The organism is Alkalihalobacterium elongatum (assembly GCF_019024285.1).
Lineage (GTDB): Bacteria > Bacillota > Bacilli > Bacillales > Bacillaceae_F > Alkalihalobacterium > Alkalihalobacterium elongatum.
On sequence record NZ_WMKZ01000004.1, the window covers coordinates 69,973 to 87,968 of the forward strand.

The following is a 17,996-nucleotide window of genomic DNA, read 5'->3' on the forward strand; positions in this document are numbered from 1 at the left end:
CCTTAGGAGCGTACAGCAACACCTTTTACATTTACGTTTGTGAATTGTACGGCTTCAGCCTTTTTCTTATCCCACTGAAGTTCTGCCATTTCAATACGAATTTTTTCTTGTTCTTTAACTTTTTGCGCAGCCAATTCTTCTTCAAGCGCAAAAATCTTCGTAAATAATTCCAGTGAACGTGTCGCATCATCTTCTGCAGCAAGTTCTTTTACTCTTGTAATTGGTTCTTTTAACAACTGATTAACAATACTCTTTGTATGCTTGCTTAATACCTTTTTGTCTCGCTCTGTTAAATCAGGTAGTTTTCGAACGAGGCTGTCCATAGTTTCTGCTTGAATAGCTAGCGCTTTAGTACGTAATGCAGAAATAAGCGGAACAACACCTAAAGTGTTCAACCAGTTATTAAACTCAACGATTTCTTCTTCAATCATCAGTTCAATCTTCTCTGCTTCTTTTTTACGCTCTGCTAGGTTTGCTTGAACAATGCCTTCTAAATCATCAATGTCATACAAATAAATATCATCAAAATCAGCTAATGCAGGATCAAGGTCACGTGGTACGGCAATGTCAACCATGAAAAGTGGGCGACCTTTTCTTTTCTTCATGGCTTGTTTTGCAATGTTCGGCGTAATCACATAATCTCTAGCACCTGTTGAACTAATTAAGATATCGGCATCAATGAGTGCCTCTGCCAATTGTTCCATTGGACGTGAATTCCCTAAGAAACGCTCAGCTAATTCAGCTGCTTTTGCTTCAGTACGGTTAATGACTGTAATCTTACTAGCACCATTTGCGTGTAAGTGCTTAGCTGTTAATTCACTCATTTTCCCTGCTCCAAGAATTAACACGTGCTTGTCTGAAAAATTGCCAAAGATATTTTTACCTAATTCAACGGCAGCATAACTAACAGACACTGCATTATTTCCGATTTCAGTCTCTGAATGAGCACGTTTTGCAAGTGTCACTGCTTGTTTAAATAGGTGGTTAAAGATCGTTCCTGTTGCACCATTTTCTTGTGCTAGTAAGAAGCTATCTTTTATTTGACCTAGAATTTGAGTTTCCCCTAAAACCATTGAATCTAAGCCACATGTTACTCGTAAAAGATGCTCGATCGCATGCTCATTTTCACGAATATCTAAATAACTCGTGAATTCTTCACGAGGTAGATTAAACCATTCAGACAGAAAAACTTTAGTAAAGTGGCGACCTGTATGCAATTGATCTGAAACGACATAGATCTCTGTGCGGTTACAGGTAGACACAATTGTACACTCTAAGATACTTTTCATATTACGTAATTTATGAAGCGCCTGTGGAAGTTCTCCCGCTGGAAAGGCAAAGCGTTCACGGATTTCTACAGGTGCTGATTTATAATTTAATCCAACTACTAAAATATGCATGGTAAAACTTCACCCCCACTACGTCCTATCTATTTATTATCGGGATTTCTCTCTCTTTTCCGACATAGTCTGTCCTCATTATAACATGCTTTTTTTCGTACACCAAAAAAAATTGTGAACAGATAATGAAAGCGTGTGATAATATGGTGGTATTGTCTTGATTTCTTGGCAAATGTTTTTTGTTAAAGTAAAAACTTGTAAATAGGAATATATATGTATCATATCCAAACAGATGAAAATATATGAAAGGAGAAGATTTTTTTATGAAAAAACAAGGAATTTTCCCAGGTATCCTATTTATTGGTGTTGGCGTTTATTTTTTGCTTCAACAATTTGATCTTCCTTTCGTCAAACAATTATTAACATGGCCTTCCATCCTTTTAATTATCGGTCTTGCTTTTTTATTTCAATCCTATTTAGGACATGATTCGGGTGCCGTTTTTCCTGGTGCTCTTCTTGTTGGGCTTGGAATCCACTTTCATTCCATTGTCATTTTTGCAAATTGGCCGACTCATTGGGCGATGTTTACGTTAATTGTTGGACTTTCTTTTTTAATCCTTTATTTACGAACAAAGAGAGATGGCCTTGTTCCTGCTATCATTCTTTTAATTATTTCTGGATTTGGCTTCTTCTCTTCAGACCTTATGCATTGGTTCGTATCTATTCTTGACATCTTTGAAGGTTTTTGGCCGATCCTATTAATCGCTTTAGGCGTCTATCTTATCTTCCGCAGAAAATAACAAAATACTGGTTGTGCTTGAGTAAGATGAAATATTTCAATCCCAGAAAGTGAAAAAACCCACTAGGTAGCTAGTGGGTTTTCGTAAGTTTACTTTTTCATATAAGCTAAAATTGTATTCCACGCTTCTTCTTTTCCTTGAGCAGTTTCAGAGGAAAAGACAATTAGTGGATCTTCTTTGTCTTTATTTAAGACTTCTCGAATGATTTTACAATGTTTATCCCATTTACCTTTAGGAATTTTATCGGCTTTTGTCGCAATGAGAATAACTGGGATATCATAATGTTTCAGCCATTCATACATTGTTCGGTCGTCTTTAGACGGCTCGTGACGAATATCAATAATTTGAATAACCGCTTTTAGTTGTTCCCTATTCTGAATATACGTCTCAATCATTTTGCCCCAAGCTTCACGTTCCTTCTTTGAAACCTTTGCAAAGCCGTAACCTGGAACGTCTACAAAATAGACAATTTCATTGATGAGATAAAAGTTTAACGTCTGTGTTTTACCTGGACGTTGTGATGTCCTTGCTAACTTTTTACGGTTTAACATTTTATTAATAAACGATGATTTCCCAACGTTCGAGCGGCCCGCCAGCCCAAACTCTGGCAAACCTGTTGTTGGATACTGTTCTGGCTTAACAGCTACTGTACCTAACTCTGCTTTTGTTACTTTCATTTTTGTTTTTTCTCTCCCAACGCAACATCGAGGACCTCATCTAAATGTGACACTGGAATAAATTCAAGCTCGTCACGTACACTTTTCGGAATGTCCTCTATATCTTTTTCATTATCCTTTGGCATGATGATCGTTGTTAAGCCAGCACGGTGAGCACTCATTGATTTCTCCTTTAGTCCACCGATTGGCAGGACACGACCACGGAGTGTAATTTCTCCTGTCATTCCAACTTCTTTCTTAACTGGACGACCTGTCAACGCAGAAACGAGAGCAGTTGCCATCGTTATCCCTGCTGATGGTCCGTCTTTCGGAGTGGCTCCTTCAGGTACGTGAATATGGATATCATTATTTTCATGAAAACCTGGGTCAACATTCAGTTCTTCAGAGCGAGAGCGAATATAACTAAACGCTGCTTGCGCTGATTCCTTCATTACATCACCAAGCTTACCAGTTAATATTAACTTTCCTTTACCTTTTACGACAGAAACTTCTATAGATAAGGTGTCTCCACCAACTGTTGTATAAGCGAGACCTGTAGCTGCACCTACCTGATCTTCAACCTCGGCTAACCCATAGCGGAATCTTGGTTTTCCAAGCATATCTTCTACAGTTTTATCTGTTACGACTACTCGCTTCTTCTCACCTGAAACTAATATTTTTGCTGCTTTTCGGCATAGTGTTGCCATTTGGCGTTCAAGATTTCGAACACCAGCTTCTCGTGTATAGTAGCGAATGACTTTTAATAATGCCTCATCCTTAACTTGAATCTTCCCTTTGGTCATCCCATGTTCTTTCATTTGTTTCGGTAATAAGTATTCCTTCGCAATATACTGTTTTTCTAATTCCGTATAACCTGGGATTGAAATAATTTCCATACGATCGAGTAATGGTCCTGGTATCGTTCCTATATTATTAGCAGTAGTGACAAACATTACTTTTGAAAGATCGTACGGCTCTTCAATAAAGTGGTCACTAAATGTATTGTTTTGCTCTGGATCTAACACTTCTAATAATGCAGCTGATGGATCCCCGCGGAAATCCGAAGCCATTTTATCAATTTCGTCTAGTAAGAATACAGGGTTGATGGATCCTGCTTTTTTCATTCCTTGAATGACTCTACCAGGCATAGCACCAACGTATGTGCGACGGTGGCCGCGAATTTCCGCTTCATCTCGAACTCCACCGAGAGAAATACGTACGAATTCACGATTAAGTGACCGCGCAATTGACCTTGCTAAGGAAGTTTTCCCAACCCCTGGAGGTCCTGCTAAACAAAGAATAGGCCCTTTTAGCTCTTTCGTTAATTGTTGAACTGCTAAATATTCCAACACACGCTCTTTCACTTTTTCAAGTCCGTAATGATCCTCATTTAAGATCGCTTCTGCATGATTAATATCTAATAAATCTTCCGTTTCTCTTGTCCACGGAATGTTAAGCAACCAATCAATATAATTACGAATAACAGAGCTTTCTGCAGAAGAAGCAGGCATTTTTTCATAGCGATCTAGTTCTTTTAAAGCCTTTGCTTCAATGTTTTCAGGCATTTGCGCTTCAAGGATTTTTTCACGAAGTGAAGTAACTTCTCCTGTGCGCCCTTCTTTATCGCCTAATTCTTTTTGAATAGCTTTCATCTGCTCACGAAGGTAATATTCCTTCTGGGTTTTTTCCATCGATTTTTTCACGCGTTGACCGATCTTTTTCTCAAGACCTAATACTTCTTGTTCATTATTTAAAATTTCAATGATCTTAGTTAAACGCTCTTGTACCGATGTCATTTCGAGAAGTTCTTGTTTCTCGGCAATCTTCAATGGAAGGTGAGATGAAATAACATCTGCAAGCCTATCAGGTTCAGTAATATCAACAACTGAAGCTAATGTTTCATTAGAGATCTTCTTAGAGAGTTTAATGTATTGCTCGAATTGATGAATTGTATTTCTCATTAAAGCTTTTTCCTCAAGAGAATTTTCCATATGCTCCTCTTCAAGGATTGAAATTTCAACTTCAAACATTTCTTCGTTATCAGTAAAGCGTTCGATTTTTGCACGGTTAAGACCTTCAACCAATACACGGATCGTACCGTTTGGAAGTTTTAACATTTGCTTTACTTTAGCTAATGTACCGACTGAGTAAATTTCATCTTCACTCGGTTCATCTATTGAGATTTCTTTTTGTGTGGAAAGTAAGATTTCATGATCTTCTAACATTACTTTTTCTAAAGCATTGACTGACTTTTCTCGTCCAACATCTAAGTGAAGAACCATTGTTGGAAAAACAAGCAGTCCACGTAACGGTAGAAGTGGTATCACTCTATAATTTTTATCAACCATTTAACAGCACCTCCGACCACCATAGTTAGTCCATCAAAACCATGGAGATGTTCACAATGAACAATAGGATTAGTTCCTAACTACTATAAAATATGTAGAAAAGTTTACCAAGATTTCTTTTATACAATTCTATCCTATTGCCCTATCTTTGTCTAATTTTAGTTCATGGATAACACTGATAAGGAAGAGGATCGTGACCTTTTTGTGTCCTAGCGCTTCTAAAAATCCTTCATTTGAAAACTAGGAGCGATTGGGTAGGATCGCCCCTGTTTTCCTCATTAAACCGATGCGGCAGGAGAAGATACAGTTCCACTTGCAGGGATAACTTCTTCTTCTGTTTTTTCTTGTTCTGCTACTAGCGCAATATCAAATACTTCATCAATTGTGGTTACAGGAATAATTTTAATATCTCCTAATTCCTTTAAGATCGCTTGTTCATTTTCCTTAGGAATAATGACCGTTTCAGCACCTGCTTGGATAGCCGCTTCTATTTTTGCAACAACTCCACCGATAGGTTTTACGGTCCCATGAATACCGAGCTCACCTGTCATTGCTACTTTATTGCTGATCTGCACTTCTTTTATTGCTGAAAAAATACCTGTTGCAATTGCGATCCCTGCTGAAGGACCATCGACGGGAGTTCCTCCAGGGAAGTTTACATGAATATCGTAGTCACTTGTAGGTATACCCATTTTTCTTAATACTGTAACTACATTTTCTACAGACCCTTTTGCCATACTTTTTCTTCGAATCGATCGAGCTTGACTTCCTGAACTTTCTTCTTCCACAATTCCAGTTACGTTTATTGCACCTTTCCCTTTAGAGACGGAAATTACGTTCACTTCAATTTCCATTAGAGCACCTAAATTAGGGCCAAATACGGCTAAGCCATTGACGACTCCCACTTGTGGTTCAGGATAGATTTTGCGTTCTGGTCTTGGCGACAGTTGACTCGATTGAATAACCCATTCAACATCTGCAAGGGTAATAAGTTTACGGTCTTCACCTGTAGCGATCCCAGCAGAGATTTGTATGACATTCACTGCTTCACGCCCATTTGTTGCATAACCTCCAATTTTTTCTAATACCCCTTCTTCAGCTTCAAAACCGATTTTAGCTACTGACTTTTTAGCAATCGTTACAATTTCTTCTTGAGTAAGAGCTCTAAAATACACTTCTAAACAGCGAGAACGTAGCGCTGGTGGTAGCTCCTGCGGGTTTCTTGTTGTTGCACCGATTAAGCGGAAATCAGCAGGAAGTCCTTTTTGAAAGATCTCATGGATGTGTCTAGGAATATTTTGATTATCTTCGTTATAATAGGCACTTTCTAGAAAAACTTTTCGATCTTCAAGTACTTTTAAAAGTTTGTTAAGCTGGATTGGGTGAAGCTCCCCAATTTCATCAATAAATAAAACGCCACCATGTGCCTTCGTTACTGCACCTTGTTTTGGTTGTGGTATACCCGCTTGCCCCATTGCTCCAGCACCTTGATAAATTGGGTCATGTACAGAGCCGATTAAAGGGTCTGCAATACCTCGCTCATCAAAGCGAGCTGTTGTTCCATCTAATTCAACAAAGACTGCATCTTGTTTAAAAGGTGTTTTTCCGTTTTTCTTTGCTTCTTCAAGGACGAGCCTTGCTGCAGCTGTTTTACCGACACCTGGAGGTCCATAAATGATTACATGTTGAGGGTTTGGACCACAAAGAGCTGCTCGTAAAGCTCGGATACCTTCTTTTTGTCCGACAATCTCATCAAAGTTTCCTGGGCGAACTCGCTCTGATAAAGGCTCACTTAGAGTAATTGATTTTAACTTTCTCAAATGGTCCATTTCTTTACGAGACTCTCTGTCAACCGAGGTCTTTTGATTACGTTGACTTTTTAATAAGTTCCAAAAGTAAAGTCCAATGATTGTTCCGAATACTAATTGTATAAGCAGTGCAATTCCTGTCCAATTCATTTAAGTACCCCCTGTTTGTTTATGTATGACATTTTCTTTTAGTATGCTTTGATGTCTTTGGAGGTAAACGCAGAAAAACTTGCCTATTTCTGTTAATAAATAAGGCAGTTAATAAATAGATGAGTTATGGAATAAATGTGGATTAAATGAAAATGGTGAAATAAATGGTGCCAGGCACCTTTAACCAAGCAACGTACTAAAGGTGCCTGGCACCACATTTAGTTATAAAAAAGAAGCTGACCTTGGTCAGCTTCTTCTTATGGTTTATGCGCTTTCTTTAGGGACTTCGATCTCGTCTCCGTCTTTTGTAAGTAGCTTCGGCATTTGATTGTTTTCAACCGCTTCTTTTGTAATGATACATTTTGCAATATCTTCACGTGATGGAAGATCGAACATTACATCTAACATAATTCCTTCAATAATTGAACGAAGACCACGCGCACCAGTTTTTCTTTCAATTGCTTTATTAGCAATTGCACTTAATGCGTCTTCTGTGAATTCAAGTTCAACGTCATCCATCTCTAATAGCTTTTGATATTGCTTCACTAATGCATTCTTCGGCTTAGTTAAGATCTCAATAAGTGCGCCTTCGTCTAAAGGCTCTAAACTTGAAATAACTGGTAAACGACCGATAAACTCTGGAATTAATCCAAAACGCAGTAAGTCTTCTGGAAGAACTTTTGCTAAGTATTCACCTGGCTTTAAATCTTCTTGTTTCGTATCAGAACCGAATCCGATGACTTTTTTACCTAAGCGACGCTTAATAATTTGTTCAATGCCATCAAACGCTCCACCACAAATAAATAGAATATTTGTTGTATCAATTTGAATAAATTCTTGATGCGGGTGCTTTCTTCCACCTTGTGGAGGTACACTCGCTGTTGTTCCTTCAAGAATTTTAAGTAACGCTTGCTGAACACCTTCACCAGAAACATCACGAGTAATCGATGGATTTTCTGACTTACGTGCTACTTTATCAATTTCATCGATATAGATAATTCCTTTTTCTGCTTTCTCAACGTCATAATCAGCAGCTTGAATTAACTTAAGAAGAATGTTTTCAACATCCTCACCAACATAACCTGCTTCTGTTAACGACGTTGCATCTGCAATTGCAAAAGGTACATTTAAAATTCTCGCTAACGTTTGTGCAAGCAATGTTTTACCACTACCCGTAGGTCCAATTAAAGAGATATTACTTTTAGCAAGTTCTACATCTTCTGTTGATTTACCAAGAGAATTGATTCGCTTGTAGTGATTGTATACTGCTACCGAAAGAGATTTTTTCGCACTATCTTGACCAATTACATAATCATCTAAAATTTCACGGATTTCATGGGGCTTAGGAACTTCTTGAAATTCAACTTCTTCTTCAGTACCTAATTCTTCTTCAACGATCTCCGTACATAATTCGATACATTCATCACATATATAAACGCCTGGTCCTGCGACAAGTTTACGAACTTGATCTTGCGTTTTACCACAAAAAGAACACTTTAATTGTCCCTTTTCGTCATTAAATTTAAACATCGTATCACCCCTTACAGAATTGTCCTACCTAGATGCACCCTTCTTATACTGGTTTACCGACATCGTTTCACCAATTTATGAATAAGATTTTTCTCACTCTAAGAAGGTCACCAAAAAGTGTAGTTTTTTTAGAAACACTCTAAATTGCCCCAATTATGTATAGCATTGTATCACAGAATCGTTAAATAGCGTTAATAGTAAAGCTTATGTAGTGAATGAAGATAAATTGCCTTACAATTTTAATGATGTCGGATAAAATTTCTATGCTATAGTAATTCAAGATTGCAGATGAAAAATCCTCTTTCTTAATGTTACCGTTTTAAAAATATGTATCGCTATGGGTGAAGCAGGCGTTTCTATTCATCTTGTTCAACTACACCGAAAATCATACTTCTAATTTCCAGTTCATTACTTTTTTAAAAAAGTTTTATGTAGATTGTATAGAAGGCATTTCATATATAACATAACACAATATTTCTTAATATATGTAAAACAAGGCACGATACTTCGCGCCTTGTTCCTGTTCTTTATTATTCTGCAGTTTTACTGTTTTCTACAAGTAACTCAACCGCTTTTTGTACTTTTAAGTCTTCTTTAATTGCGTTTGTACCACCTTGAGCAGCTAGTAGAGATTTAATTTCTTCTACTGAACGCTTGTACATTTCAGCCATTTTTTCAAGCTCTTTTTCAACATCTTCGTCAGTAACTTCAATGTTTTCTGCTTGAGCAATTGCTTCTAATGTTAAGTTAACTTTTACACGCTTTTCAGCATCAGCTTTGAACTGTTCACGCATACCAGCTTCGTCAGTACCTGTGAATTGAGCATACATTTCAAGGTTCATACCTTGCATTTGAAGGCGTTGACCGAATTCTTGAAGCATGCGATCAGTTTCAGTTTCAACCATTGCAGCTGGAATATCTACCGTTGCGTTTTCTGCTGCTTTTTCAACAACAGTATCGCGTTTTTGATTTTCTGCTTGTTGAGCTTTAGATGCTTCTAATTTTTCTCTTAAGTTTTTCTTTAGGTCTTCAAGAGTTTCTACTTCTTCATCTACATCTTTAGCAAACTCGTCGTTTAACTCTGGAAGCTCCTTACGCTTAATTTCGTGAACTGTTACTTTAAAAGTAGCAGCTTTTCCAGCTAAGTCTGCTGAATGGTATTCTTCAGGGAAAGATACTTCAACATCTTTTTCTTCACCAGATTTTAAGCCGATTAATTGCTCTTCAAATCCTGGAATAAATTGACCTGAACCGATTTCTAGTGGATAGTTATCACCTTTTCCACCTTCAAAAGCTTCTCCATCAATAAATCCTTCAAAGTCCATAACTGCTGTGTCACCTTCACCAACAGTACCATCTTCAACAACAACAAGCTCAGCTTGACGCTCTTGGATTTGCTTTAATTCTGCATCTACATCTTCATCAGTAACTGTAGTGTCAACAGCTTCTACTTCTAAGCCTTTGTAGTCACCAAGTTGTACTTCTGGTTTAACAACAACAGTCGCTTTGAAAATAAGGTTTGACCCTTTTTCCATTTGCTCAATATCGATGTCAGGACGATCTACAGGCTCGATACCTGTTTCTTGAACTGCACCCATATAAGCTTGAGGTAATAAAATATCAAGAGCATCTTGGTATAAAGATTCTACACCAAATCGTTGCTCGAATAATGAACGAGGAATTTTCCCTTTACGGAATCCAGGTACATTTACTTTTTGGCTTACTTTTTTAAATGCTTCATTTAAAGCTACATCTACTTTTTCAGCGTCAACTTCAACAGTTAAGACACCGTTGTTTCCTTCTAACTTTTCCCATTTAGCAGTCATTAATTATTTCCCTCCAACTTCAAATAACATTCATTCCGACTATTATATATACTTGACAACCACTCTATTATAACATACTAGAGAAGCATTTCAAGAAAAGTTCCCTATTCATTTATATCTCAATCCCTTGAAATACCTGCGCTTCCACTTCAACCAGTTCATTAGCAGCCTCTACTAACTCCTGTACATTCACATCGTACTGTTCAGAAATCTCTTTTTCATCAAACTCTCCACCTAAGCTTTCAGTTACAACTAGATGAACAGCAGCTGCCCATATCTTCTCATCCTGTGGCTTTGGTAGAAAAGGTACGAGCGCAAATAAATATTGCCACCATAATTGTAAAACCATATCCTTTAAGCTCGGATTTTCTTGTTCTAACTGATATGTTATAAGATTAGCTACTTTTTGACCAAATGGATTTTCAAAAAGGTCATTTAATTCTTGTGGATTTATGTATTCGACTTGACCTATCTTTCTAACTTCAACTTGTTCCTCTATTTTCTTGTCTTTCAGGCTTTGTAATATAAATGTTTTTAGAACGAGGTCCTTTTCTTCATCTTTAAGATATTCTATGTATTTTTCAAAAATAAGTGGATGGTTGTACTTTTTTAATTTTTGTAAAGAGGCCCATTGCGTTTTTACATTTGGATCATCTAGTAAATGTAAGAGCTCTTTAGGGGGTGGTTCTTCCTCCACCTCTTTTAAGCTAATTACAGTATCTTCTACGACATGATCGTCCTCACTCATTTGGCGACTAAAATGTAACAGCTGATAAAAAGTTTCTGCCTGTTTAGGCGGTACTTTTCCTTCCGCTAAAACAGCTTCTAACATAGCTACTACTTCTTCATAGCATGCCAGTTGTACGAGAAGAGAAACATGCACTTGCAGTAAGTCAAAATAATCTCCGATACCCTCTTGTAACATTCGCTTACTTTCGGCAACCGCATCGTCTAGTTGTCCTAATTCGATATATGTAAGTACGACACCATAACGTGCTTGGGGATGATTTTGATCATATTTTAGTGCTTGTTGAAAATCGTCTAGTGCATCCTTTAAACGTTTTTCTTTTAATGAAGCCATTCCTTTCTCAACTAGTTTTTCAACTACTCCAGGAAATGGAATCACATTTTTTTCTTTACTTTTCGTTTCATCATTCATATGAACGCTCCACTCTTGGAATATAGATCCTTTACTCATAAGTCTAACAGTTAGTAAGTTGAAATACAAACCTTTCTATACTTGAAACTAGTGTGAAATCTAGCTAAAAATATGAAAGTATTTTAAAGAAAAGATATGAAAAATGCTTTTACAACAGCGCATCATGGAAGCGGTTACAAAATATCATTCTACTTTTCAACTAAAAATAAATTGTTTAGAGTTATACGTACTTTTTCCTTCAATTAATCTTTTTATAACTTCTACACTGAGGACTATTAAGGCAAAATAATTCAAAAGCAACTATCACTAAATAACTGCTTCTGTGTCCAGTTACAACTAAATGCTGGTCGCTCGAACCCTTGATAACAATAATTACGGAACGTTTAATAAAATCTGTAAATAAGTAATGTTGATTTGGGGCTGCGTGAGGGAGCCCCCTTATTAAAGCAAAGAGCTGAGGAAAAGCTCCCCAGCCCTTACCTTTTTTATTTATGCGTTTGCTTTTTCGTATTCTGTGATCTTATCTTCATAACGTAATGTTAATCCGATTTCATCCCAGCCATTTAAGAGCATTTCTTTCCAATATGGATCAATATCGAAAGAAGCCTCAAATCCATCAGCATCTGTGATTTTTTGGTCTTTAAGATTTACTGTCAGTTCATAGATATCTTTGTCTGCTTTTTCAATTAGCTCATACACTTGATTTTCGTCTAATCGAATAGGTAGGATACCATTCTTAAAGCAATTATTATAAAAGATGTCAGCAAAGCTCGGAGCAATAACCACTTTAAATCCATAATCTTGTAATGCCCATGGTGCATGTTCACGAGACGAACCACACCCAAAGTTATGTGCTGCAACTAAAATAGTTGAACCTTGATTATGAAGCTGATTTAACTCAAAGTTCGGGTTGTCTGTCCCGTCTGCATTATAACGCCAGTCAAAAAATAAAAACTTTCCAAATCCAGTGCGCTCAATACGCTTTAAGAACTGCTTAGGAATGATTTGGTCTGTATCTACATTAACACGGTTCATTCCAGCCGCTTTTCCTGTATGAACAACGATCGGTTCCATTTACTCCACCTTCTTCTACTAATAATAAGATTAATCGACTAAGTTTCAACCATCACAATTTCACATTATATAATTAAACTGGTGATTTATCTAAAGTTCTAACATCAACAAATTTGCCGTTAATTGCTGCTGCTGCGGCCATTGCTGGACTTACAAGGTGCGTTCTTGCCCCTTTACCTTGACGACCCTCGAAGTTACGATTTGAAGTTGATGCACAACGTTCACCTTCTGGTACGAAGTCAGGGTTCATACTTAGACACATACTACATCCTGATTCACGCCATTCAAAACCTGCTTCGATAAAAATTTGATCTAATCCTTCATCTTCAGCACGCAGCTTAATTTTTTGTGAACCAGGTACGACGATAGCACGTACACCCTCTGCGACTTTTCTTCCTTTCGCAACTGCTGCTGCAGCACGTAGATCGCTCATTCGTGAATTCGTACAAGAACCGATAAATACGTGTTGGATTGCAACTTCTGACATTTTCGTTCCAGGCTCTAATCCCATATACTCAAGAGCTTGCTCAATTGCTTTTTTCTCTGAAGTTGCCTCTACATCATCAGGACTTGGGATCGGTTGGTGGATACCAATTCCTTGTGCAGGGTTTGTCCCCCAAGTTACCATCGGTTGGATCTCATCAGCATCAATGATAACAGACTTGTCATAGACTGCTCCTTCATCAGTTGCTAGTGCCTTCCACTTTTCAACAGCTTTTTCAAACTCTTCGCCTTGTGGTACATACTCACGACCTTTTAAGTAGTCGTACGTTACTTGGTCTGGACTAATTAACCCAGCTTTTGCCCCAGCTTCAATAGACATGTTACAGATCGTCATACGCTCTTCCATCGTCATACCATGGATCGCTTCACCCGTATATTCCATTACATAACCTGTTCCGAAATCTACACCGAATTTAGAGATGATTGCCAAAATAACATCTTTTGCAGTAATTCCTGTTGACAAGCGGCCGTTCACACGTACTTCCATTGTTTTTGGCTTACTTTGCCACAATGTTTGCGTCGCTAACACGTGTTCAACTTCACTCGTTCCAATTCCAAACGCTAATGCTCCAAAAGCACCATGTGTAGCTGTGTGACTATCTCCACAAACGATTGTTTTCCCTGGTTGTGTTAAGCCAAGTTCAGGACCAATTACGTGAACGATTCCGTTATCAGGACTATCGATCCCAGCAATTGTAATGCCGAACTCATTACAGTTGTTTTCTAATGTTTCCATTTGTTTTTTTGCAATAGGATCGGTAATATTTAAACGATCAACTGTTGGAACATTATGATCCATCGTTGCAAATGTTAAATCTGGACGGCGAACTTTTCGTTCATTAATACGAAGACCTTCAAACGCTTGCGGTGAAGTAACTTCATGAACCATGTGCAAATCAATATATAATAGATTTGGTTTTCCAGGCTCATCTAAAACGGTATGGTTATCCCAAATCTTTTCGATAATTGTTTTTGGTGTCATTCTCCTCTTCCTCCACTTTCATTTTTTCGTTAAGCAATTTTTCAAAAAGTCCGAGAATGTATATTCTCGGATCTTTTTGGTTTCTTTTTTAGCGTTTCTTATACGACTACTTCCCCTTTAATCAACTCAATGACTTTTGCTGTCATTTCTGTTGTTGAGAGAATTTCTTCTCCTGCTGTAGCGATATCTCCTGTACGGAAGCCAGCTTCAAGTACATCACTAATTGCTTGATCTATTGCGTTAGCTTCCTCAATCATACCGAATGAGTACTTCAGCATCATTGCAACAGATGCAATTGTCGCAAGTGGGTTCGCTTTGTTTTGTCCTGCAATATCAGGTGCCGATCCGTGAATAGGCTCATAAAGACCAGGTCCAGCACTGCCGATACTTGCTGAAGGTAGCATCCCAAGTGATCCAGTAAGCATTGATGCTTCATCACTTAAAATATCTCCAAACATATTTTCTGTCACAATAACATCAAATTGTTTAGGATTACGGATTAATTGCATCGCTGCATTATCAACTAGCATATGATCTAACTCCACATCTGGGTAATCTTTACCTACTTCAATAGCTACTTCACGCCAAACGCGACTAGACTCTAATACATTTGCTTTATCTACTGACATCAATTTCTTATTTCGAACTCTTGCTAATTCAAATCCTTGCTTCATAATACGTCCAATTTCACTACGCTTATAAGCTAGTGTATCTACTACAACTAGATCATCACCTTCTTGACGACGTTCGCGTGGTTCCCCAAAGTACAAACCACTCGTTAACTCACGAACAATCATCAAGTCAACACCATCAATAACTTCTCTTTTTAATGTAGATGAGTCAGCTAAACTATCATGTGCAGTTACTGGACGTAAGTTAGCAAAAAGATCTAGCTCTTTACGAATACCGAGTAATCCTTTTTCTGGTCTCATATGACCAGGTAGTGTATCCCACTTCGGTCCCCCAACAGCTCCAAGAAGAACTCCATCGCTTGCTTTACAAACATCAATTGTTTCTTGCGGAAGTGGAGTACCACATTCATCGATAGCAATTCCACCAATTTTAGCGTAAGCATATTCAAATTCATGATTATATTTGTTTGCTACTTCGTCTAGTACTTGGAGAGCCCCTTGGATGACCTCAGGGCCAATTCCGTCACCAGGTAAAACGGTAATCTTTTTCTTCAATTTACTCATCTCCCACCATTCATCCACTACAACTTGACTTGTTCTACTGGATCTAGTTCACGTGATTTTCGATTTAACACACGATTTACAGCATTTATATATGCTCTTGCAGAAGCTTCTAATACGTCATGTGCTGTTCCACGGCCACTTGTTTCTGTACCGTCGAAGCGAACCTTAACATAAACTTCTGCTAATGCATCTCTCCCGCCAGTAATAGACTGAATACGGTAATCTAGTAGCTTAACAGGTGAAGCGATGATACGCTCAAGCGTATTGTAAATAGCTTCAACACTTCCCGAACCTGTCGCAGCTTCCTGAACGATTTCACCATCAGGTATTTTCATTGTAATCGTCGCTGTAGGAATATTTGTAGTACCGTAGTTAACTTGTAAACTTTCAACCTCATAGTATTGAACAGCTGCACCAATTTTCTCTTCTGTCATTAGAGCAAAGATATCATCTTCTGTGATTTCTTTTTTCTTGTCTGCAAGCTCTTTAAATGCTTTAAATACCTTGTTGATTTGTTCGTCAGTAGCGCTATAGCCTAGCTCTTTTATTTTGTCTTTAAACGCATGACGTCCAGAATGCTTTCCAAGTACCATACGGTTTGATGAAACACCAACTAGTTCTGGTGTAATAATTTCATAAGTTGTTTTCTCTTTAAGTACACCATCTTGGTGAATTCCTGATTCATGAGCAAATGCATTATTTCCAACGACCGCCTTGTTATTAGGTACAATCATACCTGTTAACTTACTAACTAACGAACTTGTTCGTTTTACTTCTTTTAAAGTAAGACCAGTCGTTGCCTTGTAAAAATCATTTCGAATATGAAGAGCTACTGCAACCTCTTCTAAAGAAGCATTTCCAGCTCGTTCTCCGATTCCATTGATCGTTCCTTCAACTTGATCTGCACCTGCTTCTATAGCTGCAAGGGAGTTAGCTGTCGCCATCCCTAAATCATCATGGCAGTGCGTCGAAAGCTTTGCTTTGTGCATATTCGGAACATTTTGTTTTAGGTAACTAAAAATATGCGTAATCTCTTTCGGAGTGATATACCCGACTGTATCTGGGATGTTAATGACGGAAGCCCCCGCATCAATGACTTGCTCAATAATGCGAACTAGAAAATCTAAATCAGAACGACAAGCATCTTCTGCAGACCATTGAATTTTTGGGAACTTCTGCGCTGCATACTTTACCGATGCGACTGCATTTTCTATAACTTGGTCTGGTGTCATACGCAGTTTATGCGTCATATGAATAGGAGAAGTCGCAATAAAAACGTGAATTCTAGGATCTACTCCACCTTTTAGTGCTTCCCAAGCTGCATCGATATCAGATTGAACACTTCGTGACAATCCAGTAACCGAACTGCCTTTTACGAGGTCTGCAATCGCCTTAACAGACTTAAAATCTCCAGGGGATGAAGCTGGAAAACCAGCTTCAATGATATCTACCCCTAGTCGTTCTAACTGGCTGGCAATCTCTAGTTTCTCTTCAAAATTTAAGTTGACACCAGCAGACTGCTCACCGTCTCTTAAAGTTGTATCGAATACATCAATTTTTCGCACTACCTACCACTCCTTTTGATTTGGCCTTGACGAAAGGCATCATCTCGCGAAGTTCGCGACCAACCACTTCAATTGGATGTTTTTTCTCACTTTCATTAATAGCTGTAAATTCTGGACGATTTGCTTGGTTTTCTAGGATCCAACCTTTAGCAAATTTACCTGTTTGGATATCACTTAAAATAGATTTCATCGCTTTCTTCGTATCTTCTGTTACGATTTGTGGTCCAGCTACAAAGTCTCCCCATTGAGCTGTGTCAGAGATTGAATAACGCATGCCTTCAAGTCCGCCTTCATACATTAAGTCAACGATTAACTTTAACTCATGTAAGCATTCGAAGTAGGCAACTTCTGGCTGGTAACCAGCTTCTACTAATGTTTCAAAACCAGCTTTTACTAGAGCTGAAGTTCCTCCACAAAGTACTGCTTGCTCACCGAAAAGATCTGTTTCTGTTTCTTCTTGGAATGTTGTTTCAATAACTCCACCACGAGCAGAACCGATTTGTTTTGCGTATGCTAAAGCAAGCTCTTTTGCTTGACCAGTAGCATCTTGATATACTGCAATTAATCCTGGTACACCAGCACCTTCTGTGTACGTACGACGAACTAAATGCCCTGGTCCTTTAGGTGCAGCTAAGAATACATCTACATCAGCTGGAGGCTGAATTTGGTTAAAATGAATGTTAAATCCATGAGCGAATACTAATGCTTTACCAGTTGTTAATTCTGGCTCAATTGACTCTTTGTAAACTTTTGGTTGGTTTTCATCTGGAAGTAATACCATGATTACTTCTGCTTTAGCTGCAGCTTCACGAACTGGAAGTACTTCAAAACCATCATTAACCGCTTGGTCAAATGATTTTCCTGGACGTAATCCAACTACTACACTAACTCCACTTTCACGTAAGTTTTGAGCATGTGCATGACCTTGAGAACCATATCCGATAATTGCAACTGTTTTCCCTTGTAATACGCCTTCGTTGATATCTCCGTTATAATAGATGTTTGCCATAATAAATCTCTCCTCTTTTAATGTTGTTTTAGTTTTTATAATAATTAAA

Annotated in this window: 13 protein-coding genes; 1 reads left to right on the top strand and 12 read right to left on the bottom strand. The window is 38.0% G+C overall.

Going from position 1 to position 17,996, the window contains the following annotated elements:
- Positions 1-2: 2 nt before the first annotated feature.
- Positions 3-1,400: a glutamyl-tRNA reductase gene (hemA, locus tag GKP30_RS07605; protein ID WP_216828831.1), complete on the bottom strand. Its 1,398-nt coding sequence runs from the start codon at positions 1,398-1,400 to the stop codon at positions 3-5.
- Positions 1,401-1,663: 263 nt separating this feature from the next.
- On the opposite strand from hemA, the gene GKP30_RS07610 reads away from it, so the two are divergent.
- Positions 1,664-2,140, top strand: a complete 477-nt coding sequence (locus GKP30_RS07610) for a LiaF transmembrane domain-containing protein (protein WP_216828832.1) — start codon at positions 1,664-1,666, stop codon at positions 2,138-2,140.
- Between the two features lie 89 nt (positions 2,141-2,229).
- On the opposite strand, the gene yihA is transcribed toward GKP30_RS07610, so the two are convergent.
- The 11 genes from yihA to ilvC form a co-directional block, all read right to left on the bottom strand.
- Positions 2,230-2,817 carry a ribosome biogenesis GTP-binding protein YihA/YsxC gene (gene yihA / locus GKP30_RS07615; protein WP_216828833.1) on the bottom strand — a complete coding sequence of 196 codons (588 nt, stop codon included), beginning with the start codon at positions 2,815-2,817 and terminating at the stop codon, positions 2,230-2,232.
- Complete coding sequence (gene lon / locus GKP30_RS07620) at positions 2,814-5,144, bottom strand: endopeptidase La (RefSeq protein ID WP_216828834.1); 2,331 nt, start codon at positions 5,142-5,144, stop codon at positions 2,814-2,816. Before lon ends, yihA begins: the two co-directional genes overlap by 4 nt.
- A gap of 278 nt (positions 5,145-5,422) precedes the next feature.
- Positions 5,423-7,102 (bottom strand): ATP-dependent protease LonB, encoded by a 1,680-nt coding sequence (lonB, locus tag GKP30_RS07625; protein ID WP_216828835.1) that lies wholly within the window; start codon positions 7,100-7,102, stop codon positions 5,423-5,425.
- Positions 7,103-7,366: 264 nt separating this feature from the next.
- Positions 7,367-8,632, bottom strand: coding sequence for an ATP-dependent protease ATP-binding subunit ClpX (gene clpX, locus GKP30_RS07630; RefSeq protein ID WP_216828836.1), 1,266 nt, complete (start codon positions 8,630-8,632; stop codon positions 7,367-7,369).
- Positions 8,633-9,162: 530 nt separating this feature from the next.
- Positions 9,163-10,458: a trigger factor gene (gene tig / locus GKP30_RS07635; protein WP_216828837.1), complete on the bottom strand. Its 1,296-nt coding sequence runs from the start codon at positions 10,456-10,458 to the stop codon at positions 9,163-9,165.
- A gap of 112 nt (positions 10,459-10,570) precedes the next feature.
- Positions 10,571-11,617 (bottom strand): tetratricopeptide repeat protein, encoded by a 1,047-nt coding sequence (locus GKP30_RS07640; protein ID WP_216828838.1) that lies wholly within the window; start codon positions 11,615-11,617, stop codon positions 10,571-10,573.
- A gap of 489 nt (positions 11,618-12,106) precedes the next feature.
- Complete coding sequence (gene leuD, locus GKP30_RS07645; protein ID WP_216828839.1) at positions 12,107-12,691, bottom strand: 3-isopropylmalate dehydratase small subunit; 585 nt, start codon at positions 12,689-12,691, stop codon at positions 12,107-12,109.
- Between the two features lie 73 nt (positions 12,692-12,764).
- Complete coding sequence (gene leuC, locus GKP30_RS07650) at positions 12,765-14,177, bottom strand: 3-isopropylmalate dehydratase large subunit (protein WP_216828840.1); 1,413 nt, start codon at positions 14,175-14,177, stop codon at positions 12,765-12,767.
- A 98-nt stretch (positions 14,178-14,275) separates the two neighbouring features.
- Entirely contained in the window at positions 14,276-15,364 is a 1,089-nt protein-coding gene (leuB, locus tag GKP30_RS07655) for a 3-isopropylmalate dehydrogenase (RefSeq protein ID WP_216828841.1), read from the bottom strand.
- Between the two features lie 26 nt (positions 15,365-15,390).
- The gene (locus GKP30_RS07660) at positions 15,391-16,938 is read right to left on the bottom strand and encodes a 2-isopropylmalate synthase (protein WP_216828842.1); all 1,548 of its coding nucleotides are present in this window, start codon (positions 16,936-16,938) and stop codon (positions 15,391-15,393) included.
- Positions 16,925-17,947, bottom strand: coding sequence for a ketol-acid reductoisomerase (ilvC, locus tag GKP30_RS07665; RefSeq protein ID WP_216828843.1), 1,023 nt, complete (start codon positions 17,945-17,947; stop codon positions 16,925-16,927). Before ilvC ends, GKP30_RS07660 begins: the two co-directional genes overlap by 14 nt.
- Positions 17,948-17,996: the final 49 nt, after the last annotated feature.